This is a genomic window from Mycolicibacterium sp. XJ1819 (assembly GCF_053483675.1).
This window is the reverse complement of the sequence record NZ_JBEFST010000002.1, coordinates 349,808-371,076: the sequence shown is the minus strand read 5'-3', so window position 1 is coordinate 371,076 and position 21,269 is coordinate 349,808. Positions and strand designations below refer to the sequence as shown.

The window sequence follows — 21,269 nt, the reverse complement described above, 5'->3', positions numbered from 1 at the left end:
AGACCGCGCCGACCGCCGCCGAACCCACCAGCTTGGTGTACTTGGCCAGCACCCCGGTGGTGTAGCGCGGCGGCAGTGGTTCGAAACCCGCCTTGCGCGCGTCGAACTCGGCTGCGTCGACGAGCACGTCGAGCGTGCCCTTGCCCACGTCCAACCGGACCCGGTCGCCGTCGCGCAGGAATGCGATCGGCCCGCCGTCGACGGCCTCCGGGGCGATGTGGCCGACACACAACCCCGTGGTGCCGCCGGAGAATCGGCCGTCGGTCATCAGCAGCACGTCCTTGCCCAGCCCGGCGCCCTTGATGGCGCCGGTGATCGCGAGCATCTCCCGCATGCCCGGGCCGCCCTTGGGGCCCTCGTAGCGGATGACGACGACGTCGCCCGCTTGAATCGTGCCGTCCTCCAAAGCGTCCAGCGCAGCCCGCTCGCGCTCGAAAACCCTTGCGGTGCCTTCGAAGACGTCGGAGTCGAAACCGGCGGACTTCACCACGGCGCCCTCCGGGGCCAGCGAACCGTGCAGGATCGTGATGCCGCCGGTGGGGTGGATCGGATCGGACAGCGCGCGCAGCACCTTGCCGTCGGGATCGGGCGGTGCGATGTGGGCGAGGTTCTGCGCCATGGTCTGACCGGTGACGGTCAGACAGTCCCCGTGCAGCAGCCCCGCGTCCAGCAGTGCCTTCATCACCACAGGCACGCCGCCGATGTGGTCGACGTCGGTCATCACGTGACGGCCGAAGGGTTTCACGTCGGCCAGGTGCGGCACCTTGGCCCCGACCCGGGTGAAGTCGTCGAGTGACAGCTTGACGCCGGCCTCGTGGGCGATGGCCAGCAGATGCAGCACCGCGTTGGTCGAGCCGCCGAACGCCATCACCACCGCGATCGCGTTCTCGAACGCCTCCTTGGTGAGGATGTCGCGCGCGGTGATGCCGCGTCGCAGCAACTCGACGACCGCCTGCCCGGACCGGCGGGCGAACCCGTCGCGGCGGCGGTCGGTGGCCGGGGGCGCCGCGGAACCCGGCAGTGACATGCCGAGCGCCTCGGCCGCGGAGGCCATCGTGTTCGCGGTGTACATCCCGCCGCAGGCACCCTCACCGGGGCAGATCGCGCGTTCGATCGCGTCGACGTCCTCGCGGGGCATCAGCCCCCGCGCGCATGCGCCTACCGCCTCGAACGCGTCGATGATCGTCACCTCACGCTCGGTGCCGTCGGTCATCTTGGCGATACCCGGCAGGATCGAACCCGCATAGAGAAACACGGCGGCCAGATCCAGCCGGGCCGCGGCCATCAGCATGCCCGGCAGGGACTTGTCGCAACCGGCCAGCAGCACCGACCCGTCGAGGCGCTCCGCCTGCATCACGGTCTCGACGCTGTCGGCGATCACCTCGCGGGAGACCAGCGAGAAGTGCATCCCCTCGTGGCCCATCGAGATGCCGTCGGAGACCGAGATGGTGCCGAACTCCAGCGGATATCCGCCCGCGGCGTGCACGCCGTCCTTTACCGCCTTGGCCAGCCGGTCCAGCGACAGGTTGCACGGCGTGATCTCGTTCCACGACGAGGCGACGCCGATCTGTGGTTTGGCGAAATCGTCGTCGCCCATGCCTACCGCGCGTAACATTCCGCGCGCGGCGGCCTTCTCCAGACCGTCGGTGACGTCGCGGCTGCGGGGCTTGATATCTGGACCTGAGGGCATGGCAAACAGTATGCCCGCGGCGATTACCGCAGACCAAACCAATATAGATACCCCGGTAGGGTATCCGGTACTCTGGCCGCCATGCCGTCTTTGATTACTCGCATCGCCGCCGCCGTGAGCGTTCTGTTCCTTGCCCTGGCCCTGTCGTCGTGCAGCAGCACGGCGACCGAGCACACCGACCACGAGCAGGGCGACGAACCCGTCATCACCGGTGAACCCGCTGGTTACAACGCCGACGACATCGCGTTCGCGACGAACATGATCCCGCACCACGAGCAGGCCGTGGAACTGTCGGCGCTGGTGCCCGAGCGCTCCACCGACCCCGAACTGATCTCGCTGGCCGAGCAGATCTCGACAGCTCAGCAGCCCGAGATCAACGCGATGAAGGTGTTCCTGGTGCAGTGGAACGAAAACCCGGACGACGGGACTGCCGGATCCGACCACGGAGGCCACGGTGAGATGGCAGGCATGGTCGACGACGCGACCATGGAGAAACTGCGCTCGCTCAGCGGCGCCGAATTCGACACGCTGTGGCTGCAGTCGATGATCAGCCACCACGAGGGAGCCGTCGAGATGGCTGCGGCCGAGATCGCCAACGGCCAGAACGTCGATGCGAAACGGCTCGCCCAGACGATCATCGACACCCAGCAGGCCGAGATCGAGCAGATGAACCAGATGTTGGAGGGCGGTCCGAATGGTTGACCACACCGGCGCGACCGAGTCCATCGCCAGGCACGGCTACTCGCCGCAGAAGGACAACTACGCCAAGCGGCTACGCCGGATCGAGGGTCAGGTCCGCGGCATCGCCAAGATGATCGACGAGGACAAGTACTGCATCGACGTGCTCACCCAGATCAGCGCCGTCAACAGTGCGTTGCAGTCCGTCGCGCTCGGTCTGCTCGACGAGCACCTCGGCCACTGTGTGAGCCACGCCGTCGCCAAGGGCGGCGACGAGGCCGACGCGAAGCTCTCCGAGGCATCGGCCGCGATCGCGAGGCTGGTCCGCTCGTAACGCCCGGCCACCGCGCGACGATGAAAAGGCGATGAAAACGGGCAGGTCAACGCCCGCACGCCGGTGCTGATCGCCGATCCGGGTACGCCCTGGTGGCGATGCCCGGTCCGGACGCTATGCCACACTGAGACGAAGCCTGTGCGACTGGGAGGTCATGTATGCGGCTGCCGATGACGAGGCGACTGCTCACCGTATTTGCCACGGTCGGGCTGCTCGGGGGACTGGTGCTGGCTGCACCGTCCGCCCTGGCCCAGCCGGGGCTGCCACCGCCGCCACCGCCCGCGCCGGTCGACCCGGCCGCGGCGCCGGCCCCGGCGCCCAACCCGTTCCTACCGCCGCCGCCCGCACCCGCGGATCCGTTGGCGCCGGCCGCGGCGCCCGCCCCGAACCCGTTCCTTCCGGCGAACCCGTTCGCCCCGCCGCAGCAGATTCCCGAGGGCACGCCGGCCGGGCAGAACCCACTGCCGTACACCGGTCAGCCGGTGTTCGCGCCGCCGAGCTTCAACCCGGTCAACGGCTCCATCGTCGGGGCTGCCAAGCCGATCTACATCAACTTCCAGCGGCCGATCGCGGACCGCCAGATGGCCCAGGACGCTGTGCACATCACGTCCAACCCGCCCGTGCCCGGCAGGTTCTACTGGACCAGCGACACCCAACTGCGGTGGCGTCCCCAGGACTTCTGGCCTGCAGGCACCGTCGTCCATATCGACGCCGGCGGCACCAAATCGAGCTTCAGCGTCCCCGAGCAGCTGGTGGCCACCATCGACGACTCCACCAAGCAGATGGAGATCATGCGCGACGGGAAGTTGATCAAGACCTTCCCGGTGTCGATGGGTAAGAAGGGCTACGAAACCCGCAACGGCACGTACTACGTGCTGGAGAAGTTCGCCGACATCGTGATGGACTCGTCGACCTACGGCGTCCCCGTCGACGATGACGAGGGGTACAAACTGAAGGTCAAAGACGCCGTCCGAATCGACAACCAAGGCATCTTCGTGCACAGCGCGCCCTGGTCGGTCGGCGCTCAGGGCAACAGCAATGTCAGCCACGGGTGTATCAACCTGAGCCCCGAGGACGCGAAGTGGTTCTACGACAACTTCGGCAGCGGGGACCCGGTGGTGATCAAGAACACCGGTGGCGACACCTACAACCAGCCCGACGGTGCGTCGGACTGGCAGATGTTCTGACGGTCACCGAGTCGGCTTCTCGGTGCCTGGACGCGGCTTCGGGCCGGGTTTGGTGATGAACACGCAGTCACCGCAGACGCCGCCGCCCGGAGTGCGGTAGTACAGACAACAACTGGTGCGACGGTAGCCTGCCCCGTTGAAAATCACTTCGCCATCAAGCCTTTCGTCGGCACACAAACGCCGGGCCAGTTGTTCGGCAGGGTCGGATGTCGTTGCGCGGTCGATCACCCGAGCGGCGCTGAGCAGCGCAGACGCGGCGTTGCCACGCAGCAGCCGGGCCGAAATGGGCCCGAGTCGGTGCAACGCCGCGGTGAGCACGGCCAGATGCCCGTCGAGAACCTGGTTCGCCAGCAGCGTTTCCAGACCGTCGCCCTGCCAGGCGACGGGCTTTTCGATGTGCAGCCGGATCCGACCGGCGGTCTCAGAAAACAACAATTGCTCGGCGTCGAGGTCGGGCAACACCCCGTGCCGAATGAGTGCGCCGAGACCGATCGACCAGAGACGCGCGGCCAGGCCGAGCTGGAACGTCGAAACCGCGACGCGACGTTCGTCGGTGCCGATCCGGGACTGAACGCGTCCGACGATCGCCGTGAGCAGCTCGGTATCGGTGTACAGCCGATGAACCGGATACCAGCTGTCGTCGCTGACCGCTCCGCAGCTCACCGCGAAATATGGGCTGACGGTGGAGATCTCGGCCAGAATTCGCGTCGCATCGACGGGAGCGTTTCGCCCGGCTCGGTCGGGTCCCACCATTGCAGGACGTGACATATTCAGCTCTCTCGGGGTGCACCGCCCCGGGTAGCAGGACGTGATGACACGAGTGTCCTGGCTTTCGGATCGCTGCTCGCCTCGCCTTCCAGCCCGCTGGCCGTGGCTTGTTGAGGGTCGCTCCCCGATGACAGTGGCGGGACCGCGCCGGATTTCCACCGGCTTCCTACGTCGTCATCACCTTACGGACGACATTACTGCATCAGGGGATTCGTCGAGCCTCTCAATTCCAGATGCGCACCCGTCGCTCCGGCTCCAGATACAGCGCGTCGTCCTCGCTGACGTCGAACTCCTCGTAGAACGCGTCCATGTTGCGGATGACGCCGTTGCACCGGAACTCCGGCGGTGAGTGCGGGTCGACTGCGAGGCGCCGGATGGCCTCGGCGTCACGCGATTTCGTGCGCCACACCTGTGCCCAGCCGAAGAACACCCGCTGCACACCGGTGAGTCCGTCGATCACCGGAGCCTCCTTGCCGTTGAGCGACAGCTGATAGGCCAGCAGCGCGATGGAGAGCCCGCCGAGGTCGCCGATGTTCTCGCCGACGGTGAAGGCGCCGTTGACATGCGGGACAGGGGAGTGGCCGTTTCCTAGTTCCCGCGGTACATACTGCTCGTACTGTTCGATCAGCGCCTCTGTGCGGGTGCCGAACTCGGCGCGGTCCTCATCGGTCCACCAGTCCACCAGGTTTCCGTCGCCGTCGTATTTGGACCCCTGGTCGTCGAAGCCGTGCCCGATCTCGTGGCCGATGACCGCGCCGATACCGCCGTAGTTGGCCGCGTCGTCGGCGTCGGCGTCGAAGAACGGCGGCTGCAGAATCGCTGCCGGGAAGACGATCTCGTTCATCCCGGGGTTGTAGTAGGCGTTGACGGTCTGCGGCGTCATGAACCACTCGTCGCGGTCGACGGGCCCGCCGAGCTTGGCCAGCTCACGGTCGTAGCCCACCTGATAGCCCCGCAGGTAGTTTCCGTACAGGTCGTCGCGCTCGATGACCAGCGCAGAATAGTCCCGCCACTTGGCCGGGTAACCGATCTTCGCGGTGAACCTGTCCAGCTTGGCCAGCGCCTTCTGCCGAGTCTGCGGGGTCATCCACTCCAGTGAGTTGATGCTGACCCGGTAGGCCTCGCGCAGGTTCGCCACCAACTCGTCCATCCGCGATTTGGCATGCGGTGGGAAATGCCGCTCGACATAGAGCCTGCCGACCGCGTCGCCCATCAGGTTCTCGACCAACGACACCGCGCGCTTCCAGCGGTCACGGATCTGCTCGGTGCCCGAGAGCCTGCGGCCATAGAACTCGAACTCCTCGGCCACCAGGTCGTCGGTCAGCAGGAACGCGCGCGCCCTGATCAGCCGCCAGCGCAGCCAGGCCTTCCAGTCGTCGAGGCCGAAGCCCGACTCGCCCGACCACTGCGAGGCGAACGCCGTGAGGTAGTCGGGTTGGCGCACCACCAGTTCGGCGGCTTGTTCAGCGGTGGTGCCCAGCGCCGTGAGCCAGCCGGCCCAGTCGAAGCCCTGGGCCTGCGCCGGCAGGTCGGCGAAGGTGCGCAGGTTGTAGGACAGGTCGGCGTCGCGGCGTTTGACGACGTCCCAGTGCGCCGCGGCCAACGCGGTCTCCAGTGCGACGATCCTGGCCGCGGTCGCGGCGTGCTCGCCCGGGCCGTAGACGAGGGTGAACATCGCCGCGATGTGGTCGGGGTAGGCCGCCAGGATCTCGGCGTGCCGCGCATCGCGGTAGTAGGACTCGTCGGGCAGACCCAGCCCGGACTGGCTCATGTGCAGCAGGTAGCGAGTCGAGTCCTTGGCGTCGGTGTTGACGTAGACACCCGTGGCGCCGCCGACGCCGGTGCGCTGCAACGCGCCCAGCACCCCGGCCAACGCGGTCAGGTCGGTGGCCGAATCGATGGTGGCCAGTTCGTCGAGCAGCGGTTGCACACCGCGCTCGGCGACCGTCTGCTCGTCCATGAAGCTCGAATAGAGATCGCCGATGCGCTGCTCGTCGGTGCCGTGCGGGGCGCCCGACGCCGCGGCCTTCTCGCTGGCCTCCACGATGAGGTTGCGCACCTGCTCCTCGGCGCGGTCGTAGAGCAGCCGGAACGCACCGTCGGTCGCGCGGTCGGCAGGCATCTCGTACTCGTCCAGCCAACGACCGTTGACGTGGCCGAACAGATCGTCTTGGGGGCGGACCTCGGGGTCGACGTAGCTCAGGTCGATACCGGACCTGGCCGTCTGAGCCGTCTGGCCGCGAACATCTTGTACCGTCACCCCTCCAGGGTGCCAGAACCGGGCGCAGCCGCCGGGCCGACGAGGCCAGGTACCCTCACGCGCATGCCCGAGGACGAGTCCACCCCGACCGGCCACGGCCGCGTCTTGACCAGCTACGGGATCGGCTCGACGGTGCTGGCGGTGATCGCGGTGGCCGCGGTCGCGCTGGCCACCCTCATCTGGTCGCACCACCGCGCCGACGTCGAGGAACTGCAGTACCGGGCCCGCGCCATGCAGACCGCCGCGGACTGGACCAACGTGCTGATCAACATGAACAAGGACACCGTCGAGGCCAGCATGGTCAAACTGCACGAGGGCACCGTCGGGCAGCTCAACGCCGACTTCGAGGCCGCGGTGAAGCCCTACCGCCAGCTCGTGCAGAAGCTGCAGGCGCGCACCACCGGCCAGATCGACTCGGTCGCGGTGGAGACCCTGTACCGCCCCCAGGCCGGCCCGAACGGGGCGCCGCAACAGCAGCCGCCCGAGCTGGCGGAGTTCGCATCGCGTACCGACACCGTGATGGTGGTCGCGACGTCGATCAGCGAGAACGTCGGCGGGGACACACCGCAGACCGTGCGCTGGACGTTGCGGCTCGACGTGTCCGACGTGGACGGCAAGCTGATGATCTCCCGGCTGGAGCCGATCCGATGAGAAACGCCTGGCGTGTGGCGGCATTCGACGTGGCGCCCCCGCTGGCCGCGATCGCCGCGCTGGTCTACATCGGGGTCGCATTGGCGTGGCCGCTGTGGTGGGTGTCGGTCTGCTCGGTGCTGTGTGTGCTGATCGTGCAGGGCGTGATCGTCAACGTGGTGCTGGCGCGCCGGGACGGGGTGACCCTGGGCACCGACGACGACGGGCCCGGGCTGCGGCTGGCCGTGGTCGCGGTCGCCGCCGGCGCCGTGGTGGCCGCGGTGGCGGTCGGCTACGTCAATTGGACGGTGCCCGATCGCAACCTACGCAACGACACCGCCGAAGTGGTCGGCATCGCCAGCAGCATCTCGGAGGCCTCCGCGACGTTCACCCCGCAGAGTCCGACCGCGTCGATCGATCGCGCGGTGGCGATGATGTCGCCGGACAGCGCCGAGGCGTTCAAGAACGAATTCACCACGGTGGCAAAGGATCTGACGAGCCGCAATGTCTCGGCGCAGGCCAGCACGGTATCGGCCGGGGTGGAGGCCATCGGCCCGGCCGCGGCCAGCGTGGCGGTGATCCTGCACGCCACCCAGAACCGGCCCGGCGCGGCGCCCGACACCGCCGTGCTCGCGCTGCGGGTGCAGCTGTCCAAACACGACGGCCGCTGGTTGGTGGACGACGTGTCGCCGATCCACTCGCGCTAGCCGCGTTTTGTGTGCGTTTTGTTGCGCTGAGCGCTCCTGAATGCACACGAATCGCTAGCCGCGCAGCCGGGCGAACTCCACCTTCAGGCAGCGGTCCATCACCACCTGCAGACCGGCAGCCGCACCGTCACGGGCGACATCGTCGTGCCACAGCCCCTGTTGCAGCCAGAGGGTTTTCGCGCCGACGGCGATGGTGTCGGCCAGCACGTCGGGCAGATGTTCGCGGCGGCGGAACACGTCGACGAGATCGGGCACCATCGGCAGCTGCGCCAGCGATGGGTAGACACGCACGCCGTCGATCTCGTCGAGGGTCGGGTTGACCAGGTACAGGTCGTAGTCGCTGTGCGCCCTCAGGTACTGCCACACCTCGTAACTGGGCCGGGCCGGATTGTTCGAGATGCCGACGACGGCGACGCTGCGGGTCTCGCCCAGAATTCGGTCGATGTCGGTCGACACCGGTCAGTCCCTCTCGTCACGGCGCTGGGCGCGCATCTTGGCGAAGCGCTCGGAGAGGTTTCGCATCCGGACCATCAGCGACGCGGCCGGACTGGTCTGCCCGGAAAGGTAGGAGGCGAAGTCCTCGGGGGCCACGCCGATGCGGGACGCGAACTCCTGCGGCCCCAGGCCGGACCGGTCCATCAGCGTGTGGATGTGGTGGGCCACCTCGGCGCGCTCGTTGGCCTCCATATGTTCGCGGGTGCGGGCGAGCACCTCGGCCAGTGCCTTGGACACCCCGTAGGGCCGGACGGTCTGCAGGACCTCTTCGACCTGGCGTGCGGTCCGGCCGAACGGATCACGCTTGATCGCGGCGACGATGCGCTGCCAGACGGCCAGATCGTCGGTTTCCAGCGCGGCCCGGATCGCCGCGGTGGGCCAGAACTCCACCGGTCGGTCATCACCGACCGGCCTGCGCGCCGGGGTCTGGCGTTCGGGGCCGGGTTCGCGGCGGCGGGCATCCCGGATCTCGGGACTCACCGTCACCTCGCCTCCTCCAGCATCGCCACCGCCACCGACAGGCAGCGCTCCCTCACCTTGGCCCAGTCGGCCTCCGCGTCCGGGCCCGACATCCTGATGTCGTGCTCGTCTGACGGTTGAGGATCGGCCAGTCGGCGAACCAACTGGGTGGCAACCCATTGCCTTCTCGTGTGGTCTCCACAGTAGTACCGGTCCATTCCGGCGAGTACGACCGCGGCGGTATGAGTCTCCATCGCCTCGACCAGATCGGCAAAATCGGCATAGTCGCGTGAGCTGTTGCGGTTCAAGATCAGGTAGCTCTTCATCCGGAGGGTCTCGGCGCCCGTCGGGATCTGCAACCTGTCGCCGGTGGGCAGTTGGACGTTGGCGGTCTCCACCGGACTGCAGCGCTCCAGCGGCACCGGCTCGTAGCTCTCGGTCTGCAGCGCGTCCAGCGCGACCGCCAACCGGCCCCGCCACATCGTCACCGGATGCAGCGGCGCTCGGGTCACCGTCGCGGTGCCGCCGTTGCGGGTACTGCCGTTGCGGACAGCGCACTCCCGTTCGGCGGGCAGGCAGCCACTGAACGCGAGCGGGTCGGCAACGGTGACAGACTGCGGTGCAAGGGTTTTCAACTTCGCCGCGGATTTCACCACCGTCCGCAGCTCCGCGCCGGTGGGCCCGATCGACGACAGGTCGTCGGGAATGATGACCAGGTCGGACGTCTGGTTCTTCGGCAGCGGCTTCTCGAAGTCCACCGACGGCAGGATCCGCGCCAGCCAGTGTGGCAGCCACCAGTTCCATTGGTCGAAGATCGCCATCAACGACGGCACCAGCACCAGCCGCACGATCGTCGCATCCACGGCGATCGCCACCGCGCAGGCCACCCCGAGCTGCGCGACCAGCGGCATGCCCGCGAACGCGAACCCGGTGAACACCGCGATCATGATCAGCGCGGCGCTGGTGATGGTGCGGGCGCTGGTGCTGACGCCGTAGGCGACGGCGTCGCGGGTGTTCTGCGTCTGCAGGAACCGTTCGCGGATTCGGGTCAGCAAAAAGATCTCGTAGTCCATCGACAGCCCGAAGGTCAGCGCCAGAACCAGTGGCGGAATCGTGCTGTCCAGCGACGAGATTCGTTCGAAGCCCAGGGCTTCCAGCCAGCCCCACTGGAAGACCACCACCAGGCTGCCGTAGGCGGCCGCCACCGACAGCACCGTCATCAGGACGCCCTTGAGCGCCAGCACCACCGACCGGATCGCGATCAGGAGCATGACGAAGGCGATCAACGCGACGAACACGAACACCAGCGGCTGGGTGGCCGACACCCGATCGTCGAAGTCCTTGATCAGGGCGGTCGGGCCGCCGACGTCGATGCGCACATCGTCGAGTCCGGGCACCTGCGGCAGTTCCGCCCGCATCCATCGGACGGTGTCGCGGGCCGCCAGGTCCTCGGGGTCCACCGACAACACCGCGGACAGCAGGGTATGGCGGTAGTCGTCGCCGAACACCGGCGGCGTCACCGATATCACGTTGGGGCCCTGCGCCATCCGCTGCCGGATCGAGTCCAGTAGCGGTTCCTTGACCGGTGCCGAGGCCGCGTTGCCGTCGGGGAACGACACCAACACCCGCACCGGCCCCAGCGCACCGGGACCCAGCGCCTCGGCGGCCGAGTTGACCCCGCCGCGGATCTCGTGGGTGGGTTCGAACTGCCGCTGCATGCTGTTGCCCAGCGCCATGGAAAATGCCGGTGCGGCCAGCGTGAGCAACACCGCGGACGCCGCCAGCGCCGACAGCCACGGCCGCCGCATCACCCATCCGGTCCAGCGGGTCCAGAACCGCGACTGGGTGGTCTCGGGCCGACGCGACCAGTGCAGGTACGACGAGCGCTTGGCCGCCGCCCGACCGAACGTCGCGAGCACGGCGGGGATCAGGGTGGTCGACGTCAGCACCGCCACCGCGACCGCGAGGATGGCGCCGGTGGCCATCGACGTCAGCACCGGGGTCTGGATCAGATAGATCCCGGTCACCGAGGCGATCACGGTCAGCCCCGACAACACCACCGCGAGCCCGGAGGTGGCCATCGCGGCGTCGGCGGCCTCGTCGGCGTCTCGACCGGCGCGCAGTTCCTCCCGGAACCGCATCAGGATGAACAGGGAGTAGTCGATGGCCACCGCGATGCCGAACATCGACACGGTGGAGGTCGCGAACACCGACATCGAGGCGACCATCGACAACAGGTAGACCAGCCCCATCGTCACCGCGACCGTGCAGATGCCCAGCAGCAGTGGCATCGCGGCCGCCGCCAGCGACCCGAACACCGCGAGCAGCACGATCAGGACGATCGGCAGGTTCCACCGCTCGGCTTGGGCGATGTCGTGCTTGGTGGCCAGCGTGGCCGCGGCGCCCAGCGCGCCCTGCCCGATGACGTAGAGCTTGACCTTGCCGTTCTCGATCTGGCCGGGTTCCTCGCCGTCGATGCCGACCTTGCTGCGCAGCTGCCTGGCGACGTCGACCGCGCCGGTGTTGTCGAAGTCCAGCTGCAGGGTGATGACGTAGGGCCGGTCGGGCTGCGGCGCCGGTTGCTGCGGGTTGGGCACCTCCTTGACGCTGGGCACTTCGGCCGCGATGCGTTGCAGGTGCGCCACCGCGACGTTCATGTCGTCAAACGAGGCGTCCGCGCGGGGAGCCGCCACCAACGCCAACGGCGACGCACCCTGATCGGGGAAATGTTGTTCCAGCTCGCGCTGGACGCGTAACGACTGCGAGCCCTCGACCTCGAATCCGCCGCCGGTGAGGTGACCGGACTGGTTCATCGCGAGATAGATGGAGGGCACCAGCAGGAGAAGCCACACAGCGAACACCGCCCAGCGATATCTGCGCAGGTAGCCACTCAAGCGCATCATGTACTGCTGGATGGTGAACTCCCCGCTTTCTCCTCGGCGTTTCTCCCCGGCGTTTCGTACGTGAGCGTACTACGGGATGTGGTATGGCGACCGCGCCAGAGGAACCTGCCAGCAACGCCTTAAGTAGCTCTAACCCAGCCGCCGCCCCGATATTGACGCCGGTGTTTGCTCGGCAGGATTGGCACGGGCCGCGGGCCGGATGGCAGTATGTGCGCTGGCCCAGTCGGCCAAGTTCGGTCGGGGACCCAGTCGCGGCGTATTGCCGCCGATCGCGAACGTGAAATTCATCTGAGGCGTTCGCAACGTTGAGGAGTGCGCGATGAGACCCACGTACAAGACGCTGCGCCGATGCCGGCTCGCCGTGTTCGCTGCGTCGGCCGTGGGAGGCGTCGCGGTGGCCGCGATGGCCCTACCGGCGACACCTTCGATGCCTCTGACCCCGTCGGCGACGGCCGCCCCGGACCCGTGCGCCGCCAGCGAGGTGGCCAAGACGATCGGTTCGGTGGCCACGTCGATGGGCAGCTATCTGGAGTCCGATCCGAAGACCAACCACGCGCTGAGCGCGATCGCCCAACAGCAGGGCGGCCCGCAGTCGGTGGTGGCCCTCAAGGCGTACTTCGATGCCAACCCACAGGTGGCCAAGGACATGCAGAAGCTGCAGCAGCCTCTGACCAACCTCTCCGGTCGGTGCAAGCTGCCGGTCACCCTGCCTCAGATCATGGGTCTGATGCAGGCCGCACAGCAGAGCGGCGGGGTCCCGACGGGTTTGCCAGGCGGTCTGCCCACCGCGCAGACGGTCGGCGTCGACGGTGCGATCGGCGCCGCGCAGTCGGCACCGGCTTCGTCGCTGCCGCAGGGCGCAGGCCGGCTTCCCGGTCCCGCGATCGCCGGTTTGCCGTAACCGTCGGCGACGCGTGAGCCCGCGCAGGTAAGGCCACAAGCTGCGGTTTCGGACTTTCTCGCAACCGGTTCTCCCGCAAGGCAGGAAAGTCGGCCCGCGATCTGCTTAGCTTTTGGTGTCGGTAACCGCCCTTGGGACCGGCCTCATCACTTGCGACGAAGGAGCTTGTCCATGATGCTCTCGGCCCGAACTGCGCGACGAGCGGTAGCTGGCGCGGTCGGCACCGGCGCGATCGCCGGAGCAATGTTGTTTGGTGCCATGCCACTGGCAGCGGCCGACGCGCCGCCCAACTGCACCGCGGCCGATTTGGCAGGTGTGGCGTCGGGTGTCTCGGCGGCCACGTCGGCATACCTGTTCACCCACCCCGAGGTGAACTGGTTCTTCACCAGCCTCGAGGGCAGGCCCCGCGACGAGGTGCGCGGCGACGTGCAGGCCTACCTGGACGCCCATCCTGACGTGAAGGCTGACCTGACCGGCATCCGCCAGCCGTTGGTCGACATCAAGAACCGGTGCGGCGACGTCAACGGCGACGGCATCGCTGACACTCCCTAATTCCCGTGCCGGCTGGGCCGCCCGCGGATCCGGAAGGCGGGGGGCGCACCGTGCTGATGGTCGACGACGACCCGGACGTACGGACCTCGGTCGCGCGTGGACTGCGTCACTCGGGGTTCGACGTTCGGGTCGCGGCCAGCGGTAAAGAGGCGCTGCGCCTGCTGTCCAGCGAGTCGCACGACGCGTTGGTGCTCGACGTGCAGATGCCGGAGTTGGACGGCGTCGCGGTGGTGACCGCGCTGCGGGCACTGGGCAACGACATCCCCATCTGTGTGCTGTCGGCCCGCGACACCGTCAACGACCGGATCGCGGGCCTGGAGGCCGGCGCCGACGATTACCTGACCAAACCGTTCGACCTGGGCGAACTGGTGGCCCGGTTGCACGCGCTGCTCCGCAGGGCGAGTCACGCCGACGGCCGGTCCGACACCGTGACGGTCGGTCCGTTGACCATCGACGCCGCCCGTCGGCTGGTGTTCGTCAGGGGCGAGCGGGTCGATCTGACCAAGCGGGAATTCGACCTGCTCGCCGTGTTGGCCGAGCACGCCGGCGTGGTACTCAGCAGGGCGCGGCTGCTGGAACTGGTGTGGGGCTACGACTTCGACGTCGACACCAACGTCGCCGACGTCTTCATCTCGTATCTGCGCCGCAAGATCGAGGGCGACGGCAAACCGCGGGTCATTCACACCGTGCGCGGGATCGGCTACGTGCTGCGAGACGAGACCTAGCGGGTGAAGGCGCCGCGTTTTCTGCGGTCCGCGTCGTTGCGCACCCGGGTCGCTGTCGCCGCCGCAACCGCCGCGGCGGCCGTCGTCGCGGTGTTCACCGTCGCCACCTCGGTGGTCCTGGCCAACAACGATGCGGCGCAACTGGATCGGCGGCTCGACGCGATCATCGACGCCAGCATGTTCCCCGAGCAACTGTCCGATCCGCGACGCGGCGTGCTCACCACGGGCCGCTCGGAGTCCACCGGCCAGGTGGTGTTCCAGCGCGGCTTCCAGTTGCCGCGACTGCCGCCCGGCACCGAGACCGTGGAAGTCAACGGGGTCGAGTACCGGGTCCGCACGACTCGTCTCGAACAGCAGGGCGGCGTGTTGATGTCGCTGGGTATCCGGGCCGACGGAATCCTGTTGAGCCGGGCCAAGATTCCGCTCTACGTCGCGGCCGGTGCGGCGACGGTGCTGATCGCCGCGGTGGTGGGGTGGCTGCTGGCCGGACCCGCGATCCGGCCGCTGCGCAGACTGACCGAACACACCGAGCGGTTGGGCGAGGGCAGCGACCGGATGCCCACGGTGCGCGGGGCACGCGAGGCCGAGGACCTGTCCGAGGCGATGTCGGGGATGCTGAGGCGGCTCGCCGACGCGCAGCGGGCCACCAACAACTCGTTGCAGGCCGCCCAGGATTTCGCCGCCAACGCCGCCCACGAACTGCGCACCCCGCTCACCGCGATGCGCGCCGACCTGGACACCCTGCGCATCCACGACCTGCCCGCCGAGGAGAGGGCGGAGGTGGTGGCCGACCTGTCGCGCGCGCAGCGCCGGGTGGAGGCGATCATCACCGCGTTGGGGCAATTGGCCTCCGGTCAACTGGCGCAGGCCGAGGACCGGGAGCCCATCGACATCACCGACATGCTGGACCGCGTCGCCAGGGAGAACCGGCCCGCGGCCGCCGCCGTCGAGATCGAGGTGCGCGCCGCCGACGATCTGGGCTCGATCTGGGGCTGGCCCAGCGGGTTGCGGCTGGCGGTGGACAACCTGGTCCGCAACGCGGTGACCCACGGGGCGGCGACGCACGTCGTGCTCGCCGCACACCGCGCCGGTGACACGGTGACGATCGTGGTGGACGACGACGGGCGCGGACTGCCCGCAGAGGAGCACAGCGCGGTTCTGGGCCGGTTCTCGCGGGGCAGCACCGCGGTCGCGGGCGGTTCGGGGCTGGGCCTGGCCCTGGTGTCGCAGCAGGCGAGGCTGCACGGTGGCCGCATCGAGCTCTCCGACGGTCCGCTGGGTGGCTTGCGCGCCACTCTCACGGTGTCAGCCGCGGGTCAGCAGCGCGGCCAGGACTCGCCAGCCCAGTAGCAGCAGCGCAGTCGAAAGCGACGCCACCACAATGAAACTCGCGGCAACGCCGGCCGAGGTCAGCGCGCGCAGCAGCATTCCCACCACGATCGTGCACACCCATACCGACACCCCGGTGGGCACCACCGCGATCGGCGCTCGCCAGCCGCGGGAGACCAGCCAGCCCGCCGCGGCGCCCACCAGAAACGGCCACGCCGTCTCGGCGATGCCGGCCAGGTTCAGGCCCTCGGCGTGGCTGCGCCTGCCGATCGTGCAGAACACCACCACGCAGACGGCGTCGGTGAGCAGCGCGGACAGCGCGGGGCGCATCTCCTCGTTGACGGGCATCGGTGTTAGCTCCGCTCGGGATCGGTGTGGGGTGCGGCGTCGGGATCGATGTCTCGTTCCGTGCGGAACATGAAGAAGAACACCAGCCAGCCGATCGCGGCGATGTAGATCCAGCTGATCAACCGGTAGATGAGCATCGCGGAGATCGCCGAGGCCAGCGTCATCCCGCTCGACACCAGTCCGGGCACCAGCACCGCTTCCACCACCAGCAACCCGCCGGGCATCAGGGGGATCGACCCGACCGCGCGGGCCGCGACGAAGGCGACGATGACCCCGAGCAGCGACGGACGCCCACCCGCGCCGTAGCACGCGAACAGCAGCGTGGCCACGCCGGTGACCAGCGTCATGAGCGACCAGGAGAACGCCACCCCGAGCTGGCCGCGGGACAGTTTCACCGACTCGAGTTGACCGAGCATCTCGCGCCACTTGGCCAGCCCGTGCTCCGAGGGCTTGGCGCGCAGATAGTTCGTCCAGGACAGCACCCGCACGCCGACCCCGTCGAGCAGATCCGGGCGCGACGCCACCGCCTGCGCCAGCACGATCAACAGGACGAATCCGGCGAACGTGAAGATCAGCGAGAACGGGTTGTGCTTGGCGCCCAGAAAGAACGCGCTGCCCAACCCGAGCAGCGTCAGGCTGATGACCTGCAGCGCACCCGACATCACCAGCTGCCACGACGCGATCACCGGGGTGGCGCCCCACATGCGCTGCTGGCGGTAGATGAAGGTCGCCGACAGCACCGGGCCGCCGGGCAGCGTGGTGCTCAGCGAGTTGCCCGCGTAGAACGCGGCCTGGGATCGCCACTCGCGCACCGGTACCCCGGCCGAGCGCAGCAGCTTGCGCTGGATGTCGCCGAAGAAGTGCATGGAGATCATCGCCGCGCCCACCGCGGCCAGCACCCACCACCAGTTGGCCGAGTACAGGCTGTCCCACGCCTTGGCCAGTTGGTCCCACACCAGGCCCAGTTCGACGCTGAGCACCACCACCACGACGACGAGGATCAGCCAGCGCAGCCACCAGTACTTGCCGCGGGCGGGCCGCTGCTGGACGCGGGTCACGCCGGCGCGGGCGTCGTGAGACACGACCATAGGGTAAAGCGTCGGGGGCCAAATCCCGAGACCAGCGGGCATTGCCGGCTCGGCCGTTACGCTATCGGGATGCCCGAGGCCTTCTCCGCAGACGACCAGGCCGTGAGCCCGGTGGTGCGCAAGGCCGCGGCCTGGTCGTGGCGCCTGCTGGTCATCTTCGCCGCGATTCTCACGTTGCTGTGGGTGATCAAGACCCTCGAGGTGCTCGTCGTGTCGGTGGCGCTTGCGACGATTCTGGCCGCACTGTTGCTACCGGCCGTGGACTTCCTCGACCGCAACCGGGTGCCGCGCGGTGTCGCGGTCGCGCTGATGCTGCTGGGCGGCCTGGCGGCGGTGGGCGGCATCCTGGCCTTCGTCATCAACCAATTCATCGAGGGCACACCGGATCTGGTGGACCAGGTGACCCGCAGCATCGACGGCGTGAAGGCCTGGCTGGTGCACGGGCCGCTGGGTCTGAACGAAGATCAGGTCAGCAGGCCGGGAGACGCGTTCGCCGAGGCGCTGCGCAACAACCAGGAGCGGCTGACCAGCGGTGCGCTGTCGACGGCGGGCACCGTCACCGAAATCCTCACCGGTGCCGTGCTGGTGTTGTTCACCCTGATCTTCCTGCTGCACGGCGGGCGCAACATCTTCGGGTTCGTCACCCAGATCTTCCCGGAGACCGTGCGGGCCCGAGTTCAGGACGCGGGCCGGGCCGGGTTCCGCTCGCTGATCGGTTACGTGCGGGCGACGTTTCTGGTCGCGCTGGTCGACGCGATCGGCATCGGAACAGGCCTGGCGATCATGGGGGTGCCGTTGGCGCTTCCGCTGGCTTCGCTGGTGTTCCTCGGCGCGTTCGTGCCCCTGGTGGGTGCCGTGGTGGCCGGGTTCGTGGCAGTGGTCGTCGCGCTGATCGCCAAGGGCTGGATCATCGCGCTGATCACACTCGGACTGATCATCGCCGTGCAGCAACTGGAGGGCCACGTGCTGCAACCGGTGGTGATGGGGCGGGCGGTGTCGATCCATCCGCTGGGTGTGGTGCTGGCCATCGCGGCGGGCGGCCTGATGGCGGGCATCATCGGGGCGCTGCTCGCGGTGCCCGTGGTGGCGTTCCTCAACAGCGCGGTGCGGGTACTGATGGCTCGCGACCCGGTGGCCGAGGAGGCTGCTCAGGACGCCGCCGACGAACCGGTGCTCAAGGCCGAACCCGACGACGTCACGCCCGGCGGGAACTAGAGCCGGCCCTCGCGGCGCAGCAGATCCTGGGCGCTGACGCCGCCGCCGCGGCGCTTGCGCTCCTCGTCCTCGGCGTCCTGTCGGGTGTCGATCTTCTCGGTCGCCTCCGGATCGGCATCCCGCGGCGGGGTGGGAATGGCGGTGGTGGCGTCCGGGTCTTGGCGCGGCGTCGGTATCGCCGTCGTCGGCTCGTTGCCGGGCGCGGGCGCGCTGGGCGGTCGCGGCGTTCTGTTGCCTGCCGGTGGGGCCCCGACGGGCATGGCGCGGGTGGCGTCGTCCGACGGCGGCTGGTTCGGCGGCGACGGGCGCGCGGGCGCCGGTGCGCCGGTGCCGCGCAGTTCGCCCAGCCAGGATTCGATCTCGCGGTTCTCCCGTGGAGGGGGCGGCGGCGACGGCGGCCTGGCCGCCTGGCGGGTGGCGGCCGCGGCGTTCTGCACGGCATTGCGCACCGCGTTCTTGGCCATCGACAGCCGGGTGGTCTGCGGCTCGTCGGGCGGCGCCGGGGTGTGCGGGGTGGGCATGCGCGTCGTGCCTGCGCCGGACGGCCCACTGACCCGCTGCGGTGTGGCGATGCGCGTGGTCGCCCCTGGCCGCGTGGCCCCCTCGACGCCCGGGTGCGTCGGGTCGTGCGGCGGCCGGGGCCGGGCGGCCGGCGGGGCCGCGCCCGCACCGACCAACGCCTCCGGGTTCGCGGGTTCTCGCACGGCGGGGCGTTTGCGCTCGTCGGGCAGTTCGGTCTCGCCCAGGCCGAGTCGCTCCTGCAGGCGCTTCATCCAGCGCGGCGCCCACCAGCAGTCGTCGCCGAGCAGCTTCATCACCGACGGCACCAGGAACATCCGGACCACGGTGGCGTCGAGCAGCAGCGCGATCAACAACCCGAACGCCAGGTACTTCATCATCACCAGGTCGGAGAACACGAACGCGCCCGCGACCACGGCCAGCACCAGCGCGGCGCCGGTGATCAACCGGCCGGTCGTTGCGGTGCCGATCCGGATCGCCTCGGCGGTGGACATCCCGCGTTCGCGGGCCTCCACCATCCGTGACACCAGGAACACCTCGTAGTCGGTCGACAGACCCCAGATCACCGCGATGATCAACCCGATCATCGGCGCCATCAACGGCTGCGGCGTGTAGTTCATCAGCCCGGAGCCGTGGCCCTCGACGAACATCCACGTCAGCACGCCCATCGTCGAGCCGAGCGTGAGCGCGCTCATCACCGCGGCCTTGATCGGCAACACCACCGATCCGAACGCCAGGAACATCAGGATCGTGGTGGTGACGATCAGGATGGTGACCATCAGTGGCAGCTTGTCGAACAGGCTGTGAATGCTGTCCTGTTCGAGCGCGGGGGTGCCGCCCACCGACACGTTGATCCCGCGGGGCGGTGTCAGCGCCCGCAACTCGTTGATCTTCTTGGCCGCGTCGTTGCGGTTCTCCAGCCCGTTCTGGATCACCCGCACCGACGGATTCTTCGACGCCCCGTCGAGATACGGGCGTTCCTGCCACATCTTCGACGCGTCGTCCTCGGGCTCGATGAAGCCCGACACCGTCATCGCCTTGTTGCGCACCTCGGCGATCTGCGCATCGGTGACCGGTTCGCCGTCCTCACGTTCCATCACGATGGTCAACGGTTCGGTGCGGAAGCCGGGGAAGATCTTGTCGAACTCTTCTTGAGCCAGCCGCACCGAGTTCGTCGGTGGCAGGTATTTCTCGCTGATGCCGCCCAGCGACAGCTGGCCCAGCGGGATGATCATCAGGATCATCACGATCACGATCGGCGCGGCGAACGCGATCGGCCGCTTCATCACCCGGTTGACCAGCTTGCCCCAGAAGCCCTTCTCGACCTCGGCGCGGGTCTTGGTCTTCTGCATCTTGTCGGCCAGCCAGGTCAGGTAGACCCGCATCGGCTTCCAGTTGCGGAAGAACGGCACCCGCAGCAGCGTGCGCACGCCCAGGGCGTCGACGTTGGAGCCGAGGATGGCCAGCCCGGCGGCCAGCACGGTGACCGACAGAATCGCGGCCAGCATCACCGAGGCGATGATCGCGTAGGTGATCGACTTGAGGAAGCCCTGCGGGAACAACAGCAGCGGCACCGACGACGCCACCAGGATCACCGCGGAGAACATGACGGTGCGGCCCGAGGTCATCACCGTGCGTCGCACCGCGGCCTCGGTGTCGTACCCCTCGGCGAGTTCCTCGCGGAATCTGCTCACCATGAACAGTCCGTAGTCGACGGCGATGCCCAGGCCCATGAGCGTCACCACCGGCTGGGCGAAGAAGTGCACGGGGATGAACTCGGCGATCAGGCGCATGATGCCCAGCGCGCCCGCGATGGTCAGACCGCCGATGATGGCGGGCAGCGAGGCCGCGATGACGCCGCCGAACACGAAGAACAACACCACCGCCACCAGCGGGATCGCCGCGACCTCCGCGCGTCGCTGGTCTTCGCCGATGGTGCCGGTCAACTCGGCGGCCAGCGGCTGCAGGCCGGCCAGCTTCACGTCGACGCCCTCGTCGCCGATCTTGTACAGATCCTCCTTGACCAGCTGGTAGTTCTTCAGGATCGTGTCGTCGTCGTCGCCCTTGAGCTGGATCGACATGAAGGCGTGCTTCTTGTCGTCGTCGGCCATGTTGCCGAGCAGGTCGGGGTTCTTGAAGTAGCCGATCGACCGCAGGATCTCGTCGGGGTGGTCCTCCTGGACCTGCGCGAGGTTGTCGAGGATCTTCTTCTGGAATTGCGGGTCGTCGACGGTTTTGCCGTCCGGCGCGGTGTAGATCCCGACGATGTGCCCGGAGGTGTCGCGGCCGTAGGCCTCGTCCGCGGTGACCGAGGCGTGGACCGATTCGCTGCCGTCGTCATAGAAACCGCTCTGCGTGACGTGGTTACCGAGGCTGATGCCGTAGATTCCGCCGCCGAGACACAGTGCGACCATGACGCCGATGACGGAGTACCGGAATCGGTACACCGCTCGACCCCACCAGGCGAACACTTGAGCTCCT

The 21,269-nt window shown here is 68.3% G+C and carries 19 protein-coding genes and 1 riboswitch; of the genes, 10 read left to right on the top strand and 9 right to left on the bottom strand.

The genetic code is table 11. The features are described from left to right. On the bottom strand, nt 1–1,690 hold a 1,690-nt coding region (gene ilvD / locus ABQE89_RS03565; protein ID WP_448414165.1), incomplete at its 3' end, for a dihydroxy-acid dehydratase. Nucleotides 1,691–1,771: 81 nt separating this feature from the next. On the opposite strand from ilvD, the gene ABQE89_RS03560 reads away from it, so the two are divergent. The 3 genes from ABQE89_RS03560 to ABQE89_RS03550 all read left to right on the top strand — a co-directional run bounded on the left by ABQE89_RS03560 (nt 1,772) and on the right by ABQE89_RS03550 (nt 3,889). Continuing rightward, nucleotides 1,772–2,392, top strand: coding sequence for a DUF305 domain-containing protein (locus ABQE89_RS03560; protein WP_448414163.1), 621 nt, complete (start codon nt 1,772–1,774; stop codon nt 2,390–2,392). Further along, entirely contained in the window at nt 2,385–2,702 is a 318-nt protein-coding gene (gene ricR, locus ABQE89_RS03555) for a copper-sensing transcriptional repressor RicR (protein WP_448414161.1), read from the top strand. The genes ABQE89_RS03560 and ricR overlap by 8 nt, the downstream gene beginning before the upstream one ends. Nucleotides 2,703–2,860: 158 nt before the next feature. Continuing rightward, nucleotides 2,861–3,889, top strand: coding sequence for a L,D-transpeptidase (locus tag ABQE89_RS03550; RefSeq protein WP_448414159.1), 1,029 nt, complete (start codon nt 2,861–2,863; stop codon nt 3,887–3,889). A 3-nt stretch (nt 3,890–3,892) separates the two neighbouring features. On the opposite strand, the gene ABQE89_RS03545 is transcribed toward ABQE89_RS03550, so the two are convergent. Together ABQE89_RS03545 and ABQE89_RS03540 are read right to left on the bottom strand one after the other, a co-directional pair. Next, on the bottom strand, nt 3,893–4,657 hold the full coding sequence (locus ABQE89_RS03545; RefSeq protein ID WP_448414158.1) for a (2Fe-2S)-binding protein: 765 nt from the start codon (nt 4,655–4,657) through the stop codon (nt 3,893–3,895). A 30-nt stretch (nt 4,658–4,687) separates the two neighbouring features. After that, a riboswitch (cobalamin riboswitch) is annotated at nt 4,688–4,869 on the bottom strand. A gap of 11 nt (nt 4,870–4,880) precedes the next feature. After that, nucleotides 4,881–6,917, bottom strand: a complete 2,037-nt coding sequence (locus ABQE89_RS03540; protein ID WP_448414156.1) for a M13 family metallopeptidase — start codon at nt 6,915–6,917, stop codon at nt 4,881–4,883. 63 nt (nt 6,918–6,980) lie between these two features. Here ABQE89_RS03540 and ABQE89_RS03535 point away from each other — a divergent pair, with 63 nt between their 5' ends. Continuing rightward, complete coding sequence (locus ABQE89_RS03535) at nt 6,981–7,568, top strand: hypothetical protein (protein ID WP_448414154.1); 588 nt, start codon at nt 6,981–6,983, stop codon at nt 7,566–7,568. Next, entirely contained in the window at nt 7,565–8,254 is a 690-nt protein-coding gene (locus tag ABQE89_RS03530) for a hypothetical protein (RefSeq protein ID WP_448414152.1), read from the top strand. The genes ABQE89_RS03535 and ABQE89_RS03530 overlap by 4 nt, the downstream gene beginning before the upstream one ends. A 54-nt stretch (nt 8,255–8,308) precedes the next feature. Here ABQE89_RS03530 and ABQE89_RS03525 read toward each other — a convergent pair whose 3' ends face one another. From ABQE89_RS03525 to ABQE89_RS03515, 3 genes are read right to left on the bottom strand one after another with little or no spacing between them, the layout of a single operon-like run. Next, the gene (locus ABQE89_RS03525) at nt 8,309–8,710 is read right to left on the bottom strand and encodes a CoA-binding protein (protein WP_448414150.1); all 402 of its coding nucleotides are present in this window, start codon (nt 8,708–8,710) and stop codon (nt 8,309–8,311) included. A 3-nt stretch (nt 8,711–8,713) separates the two neighbouring features. Further along, nucleotides 8,714–9,235, bottom strand: a complete 522-nt coding sequence (locus tag ABQE89_RS03520; RefSeq protein ID WP_448414148.1) for an XRE family transcriptional regulator — start codon at nt 9,233–9,235, stop codon at nt 8,714–8,716. Next, nucleotides 9,232–12,111 (bottom strand): MMPL family transporter, encoded by a 2,880-nt coding sequence (locus ABQE89_RS03515; protein WP_448414146.1) that lies wholly within the window; start codon nt 12,109–12,111, stop codon nt 9,232–9,234. The genes ABQE89_RS03520 and ABQE89_RS03515 overlap by 4 nt, the downstream gene beginning before the upstream one ends. Nucleotides 12,112–12,430: 319 nt before the next feature. Between ABQE89_RS03515 and ABQE89_RS03510 the strand changes: the two genes are divergently transcribed. The 4 genes from ABQE89_RS03510 (at nt 12,431) to ABQE89_RS03495 (ending at nt 15,639) form a co-directional block, all read left to right on the top strand. After that, nucleotides 12,431–13,012, top strand: a complete 582-nt coding sequence (locus ABQE89_RS03510) for a hemophore (protein WP_448414144.1) — start codon at nt 12,431–12,433, stop codon at nt 13,010–13,012. Between the two features lie 171 nt (nt 13,013–13,183). Beyond that, nucleotides 13,184–13,564, top strand: coding sequence for a heme-binding protein (locus ABQE89_RS03505; RefSeq protein ID WP_448414142.1), 381 nt, complete (start codon nt 13,184–13,186; stop codon nt 13,562–13,564). A gap of 56 nt (nt 13,565–13,620) precedes the next feature. Next, nucleotides 13,621–14,289 carry a response regulator transcription factor gene (locus ABQE89_RS03500; protein WP_448414217.1) on the top strand — a complete coding sequence of 223 codons (669 nt, stop codon included), beginning with the start codon at nt 13,621–13,623 and terminating at the stop codon, nt 14,287–14,289. 3 nt (nt 14,290–14,292) lie between these two features. Next, complete coding sequence (locus ABQE89_RS03495; protein ID WP_448414140.1) at nt 14,293–15,639, top strand: sensor histidine kinase; 1,347 nt, start codon at nt 14,293–14,295, stop codon at nt 15,637–15,639. Here the strand turns inward: ABQE89_RS03495 and ABQE89_RS03490 are convergent. Beyond that, nucleotides 15,595–15,966 (bottom strand): DUF3054 domain-containing protein, encoded by a 372-nt coding sequence (locus tag ABQE89_RS03490; RefSeq protein ID WP_448414138.1) that lies wholly within the window; start codon nt 15,964–15,966, stop codon nt 15,595–15,597. The genes ABQE89_RS03495 and ABQE89_RS03490 overlap by 45 nt on opposite strands. Nucleotides 15,967–15,971: 5 nt before the next feature. Further along, complete coding sequence (locus tag ABQE89_RS03485) at nt 15,972–17,048, bottom strand: lysylphosphatidylglycerol synthase transmembrane domain-containing protein (protein ID WP_448414136.1); 1,077 nt, start codon at nt 17,046–17,048, stop codon at nt 15,972–15,974. A gap of 75 nt (nt 17,049–17,123) precedes the next feature. Here ABQE89_RS03485 and ABQE89_RS03480 point away from each other — a divergent pair, with 75 nt between their 5' ends. Next, the gene (locus ABQE89_RS03480; protein ID WP_448414134.1) at nt 17,124–18,269 is read left to right on the top strand and encodes an AI-2E family transporter; all 1,146 of its coding nucleotides are present in this window, start codon (nt 17,124–17,126) and stop codon (nt 18,267–18,269) included. Here the strand turns inward: ABQE89_RS03480 and ABQE89_RS03475 are convergent. After that, nucleotides 18,266–21,259 carry a trehalose monomycolate exporter MmpL3 gene (locus tag ABQE89_RS03475; RefSeq protein ID WP_448414132.1) on the bottom strand — a complete coding sequence of 998 codons (2,994 nt, stop codon included), beginning with the start codon at nt 21,257–21,259 and terminating at the stop codon, nt 18,266–18,268. The genes ABQE89_RS03480 and ABQE89_RS03475 overlap by 4 nt on opposite strands. Nucleotides 21,260–21,269 lie beyond the last annotated feature (10 nt).

Excerpts from the sequence above, each read along its gene's own strand:
- ABQE89_RS03535 (WP_448414154.1), top strand. The coding sequence starts at position 6,981 with ATGCCCGAGGACGAGTCCACCCCGACCGGCCACGGCCGCGTCTTGACC.
- ricR (WP_448414161.1), top strand. The coding sequence starts at position 2,385 with ATGGTTGACCACACCGGCGCGACCGAGTCCATCGCCAGGCACGGCTAC.
- ABQE89_RS03490 (WP_448414138.1), bottom strand. The coding sequence starts at position 15,966 with ATGCCCGTCAACGAGGAGATGCGCCCCGCGCTGTCCGCGCTGCTCACC.
- ABQE89_RS03480 (WP_448414134.1), top strand. The coding sequence starts at position 17,124 with ATGCCCGAGGCCTTCTCCGCAGACGACCAGGCCGTGAGCCCGGTGGTG.
- ABQE89_RS03545 (WP_448414158.1), bottom strand. The coding sequence starts at position 4,657 with ATGTCACGTCCTGCAATGGTGGGACCCGACCGAGCCGGGCGAAACGCT.
- ABQE89_RS03550 (WP_448414159.1), top strand. The coding sequence starts at position 2,861 with ATGCGGCTGCCGATGACGAGGCGACTGCTCACCGTATTTGCCACGGTC.
- ABQE89_RS03515 (WP_448414146.1), bottom strand. The coding sequence starts at position 12,111 with ATGATGCGCTTGAGTGGCTACCTGCGCAGATATCGCTGGGCGGTGTTC.
- ABQE89_RS03500 (WP_448414217.1), top strand. The coding sequence starts at position 13,621 with ATGGTCGACGACGACCCGGACGTACGGACCTCGGTCGCGCGTGGACTG.
- ABQE89_RS03530 (WP_448414152.1), top strand. The coding sequence starts at position 7,565 with ATGAGAAACGCCTGGCGTGTGGCGGCATTCGACGTGGCGCCCCCGCTG.
- ABQE89_RS03505 (WP_448414142.1), top strand. The coding sequence starts at position 13,184 with ATGATGCTCTCGGCCCGAACTGCGCGACGAGCGGTAGCTGGCGCGGTC.
- ABQE89_RS03560 (WP_448414163.1), top strand. The coding sequence starts at position 1,772 with ATGCCGTCTTTGATTACTCGCATCGCCGCCGCCGTGAGCGTTCTGTTC.
- ABQE89_RS03510 (WP_448414144.1), top strand. The coding sequence starts at position 12,431 with ATGAGACCCACGTACAAGACGCTGCGCCGATGCCGGCTCGCCGTGTTC.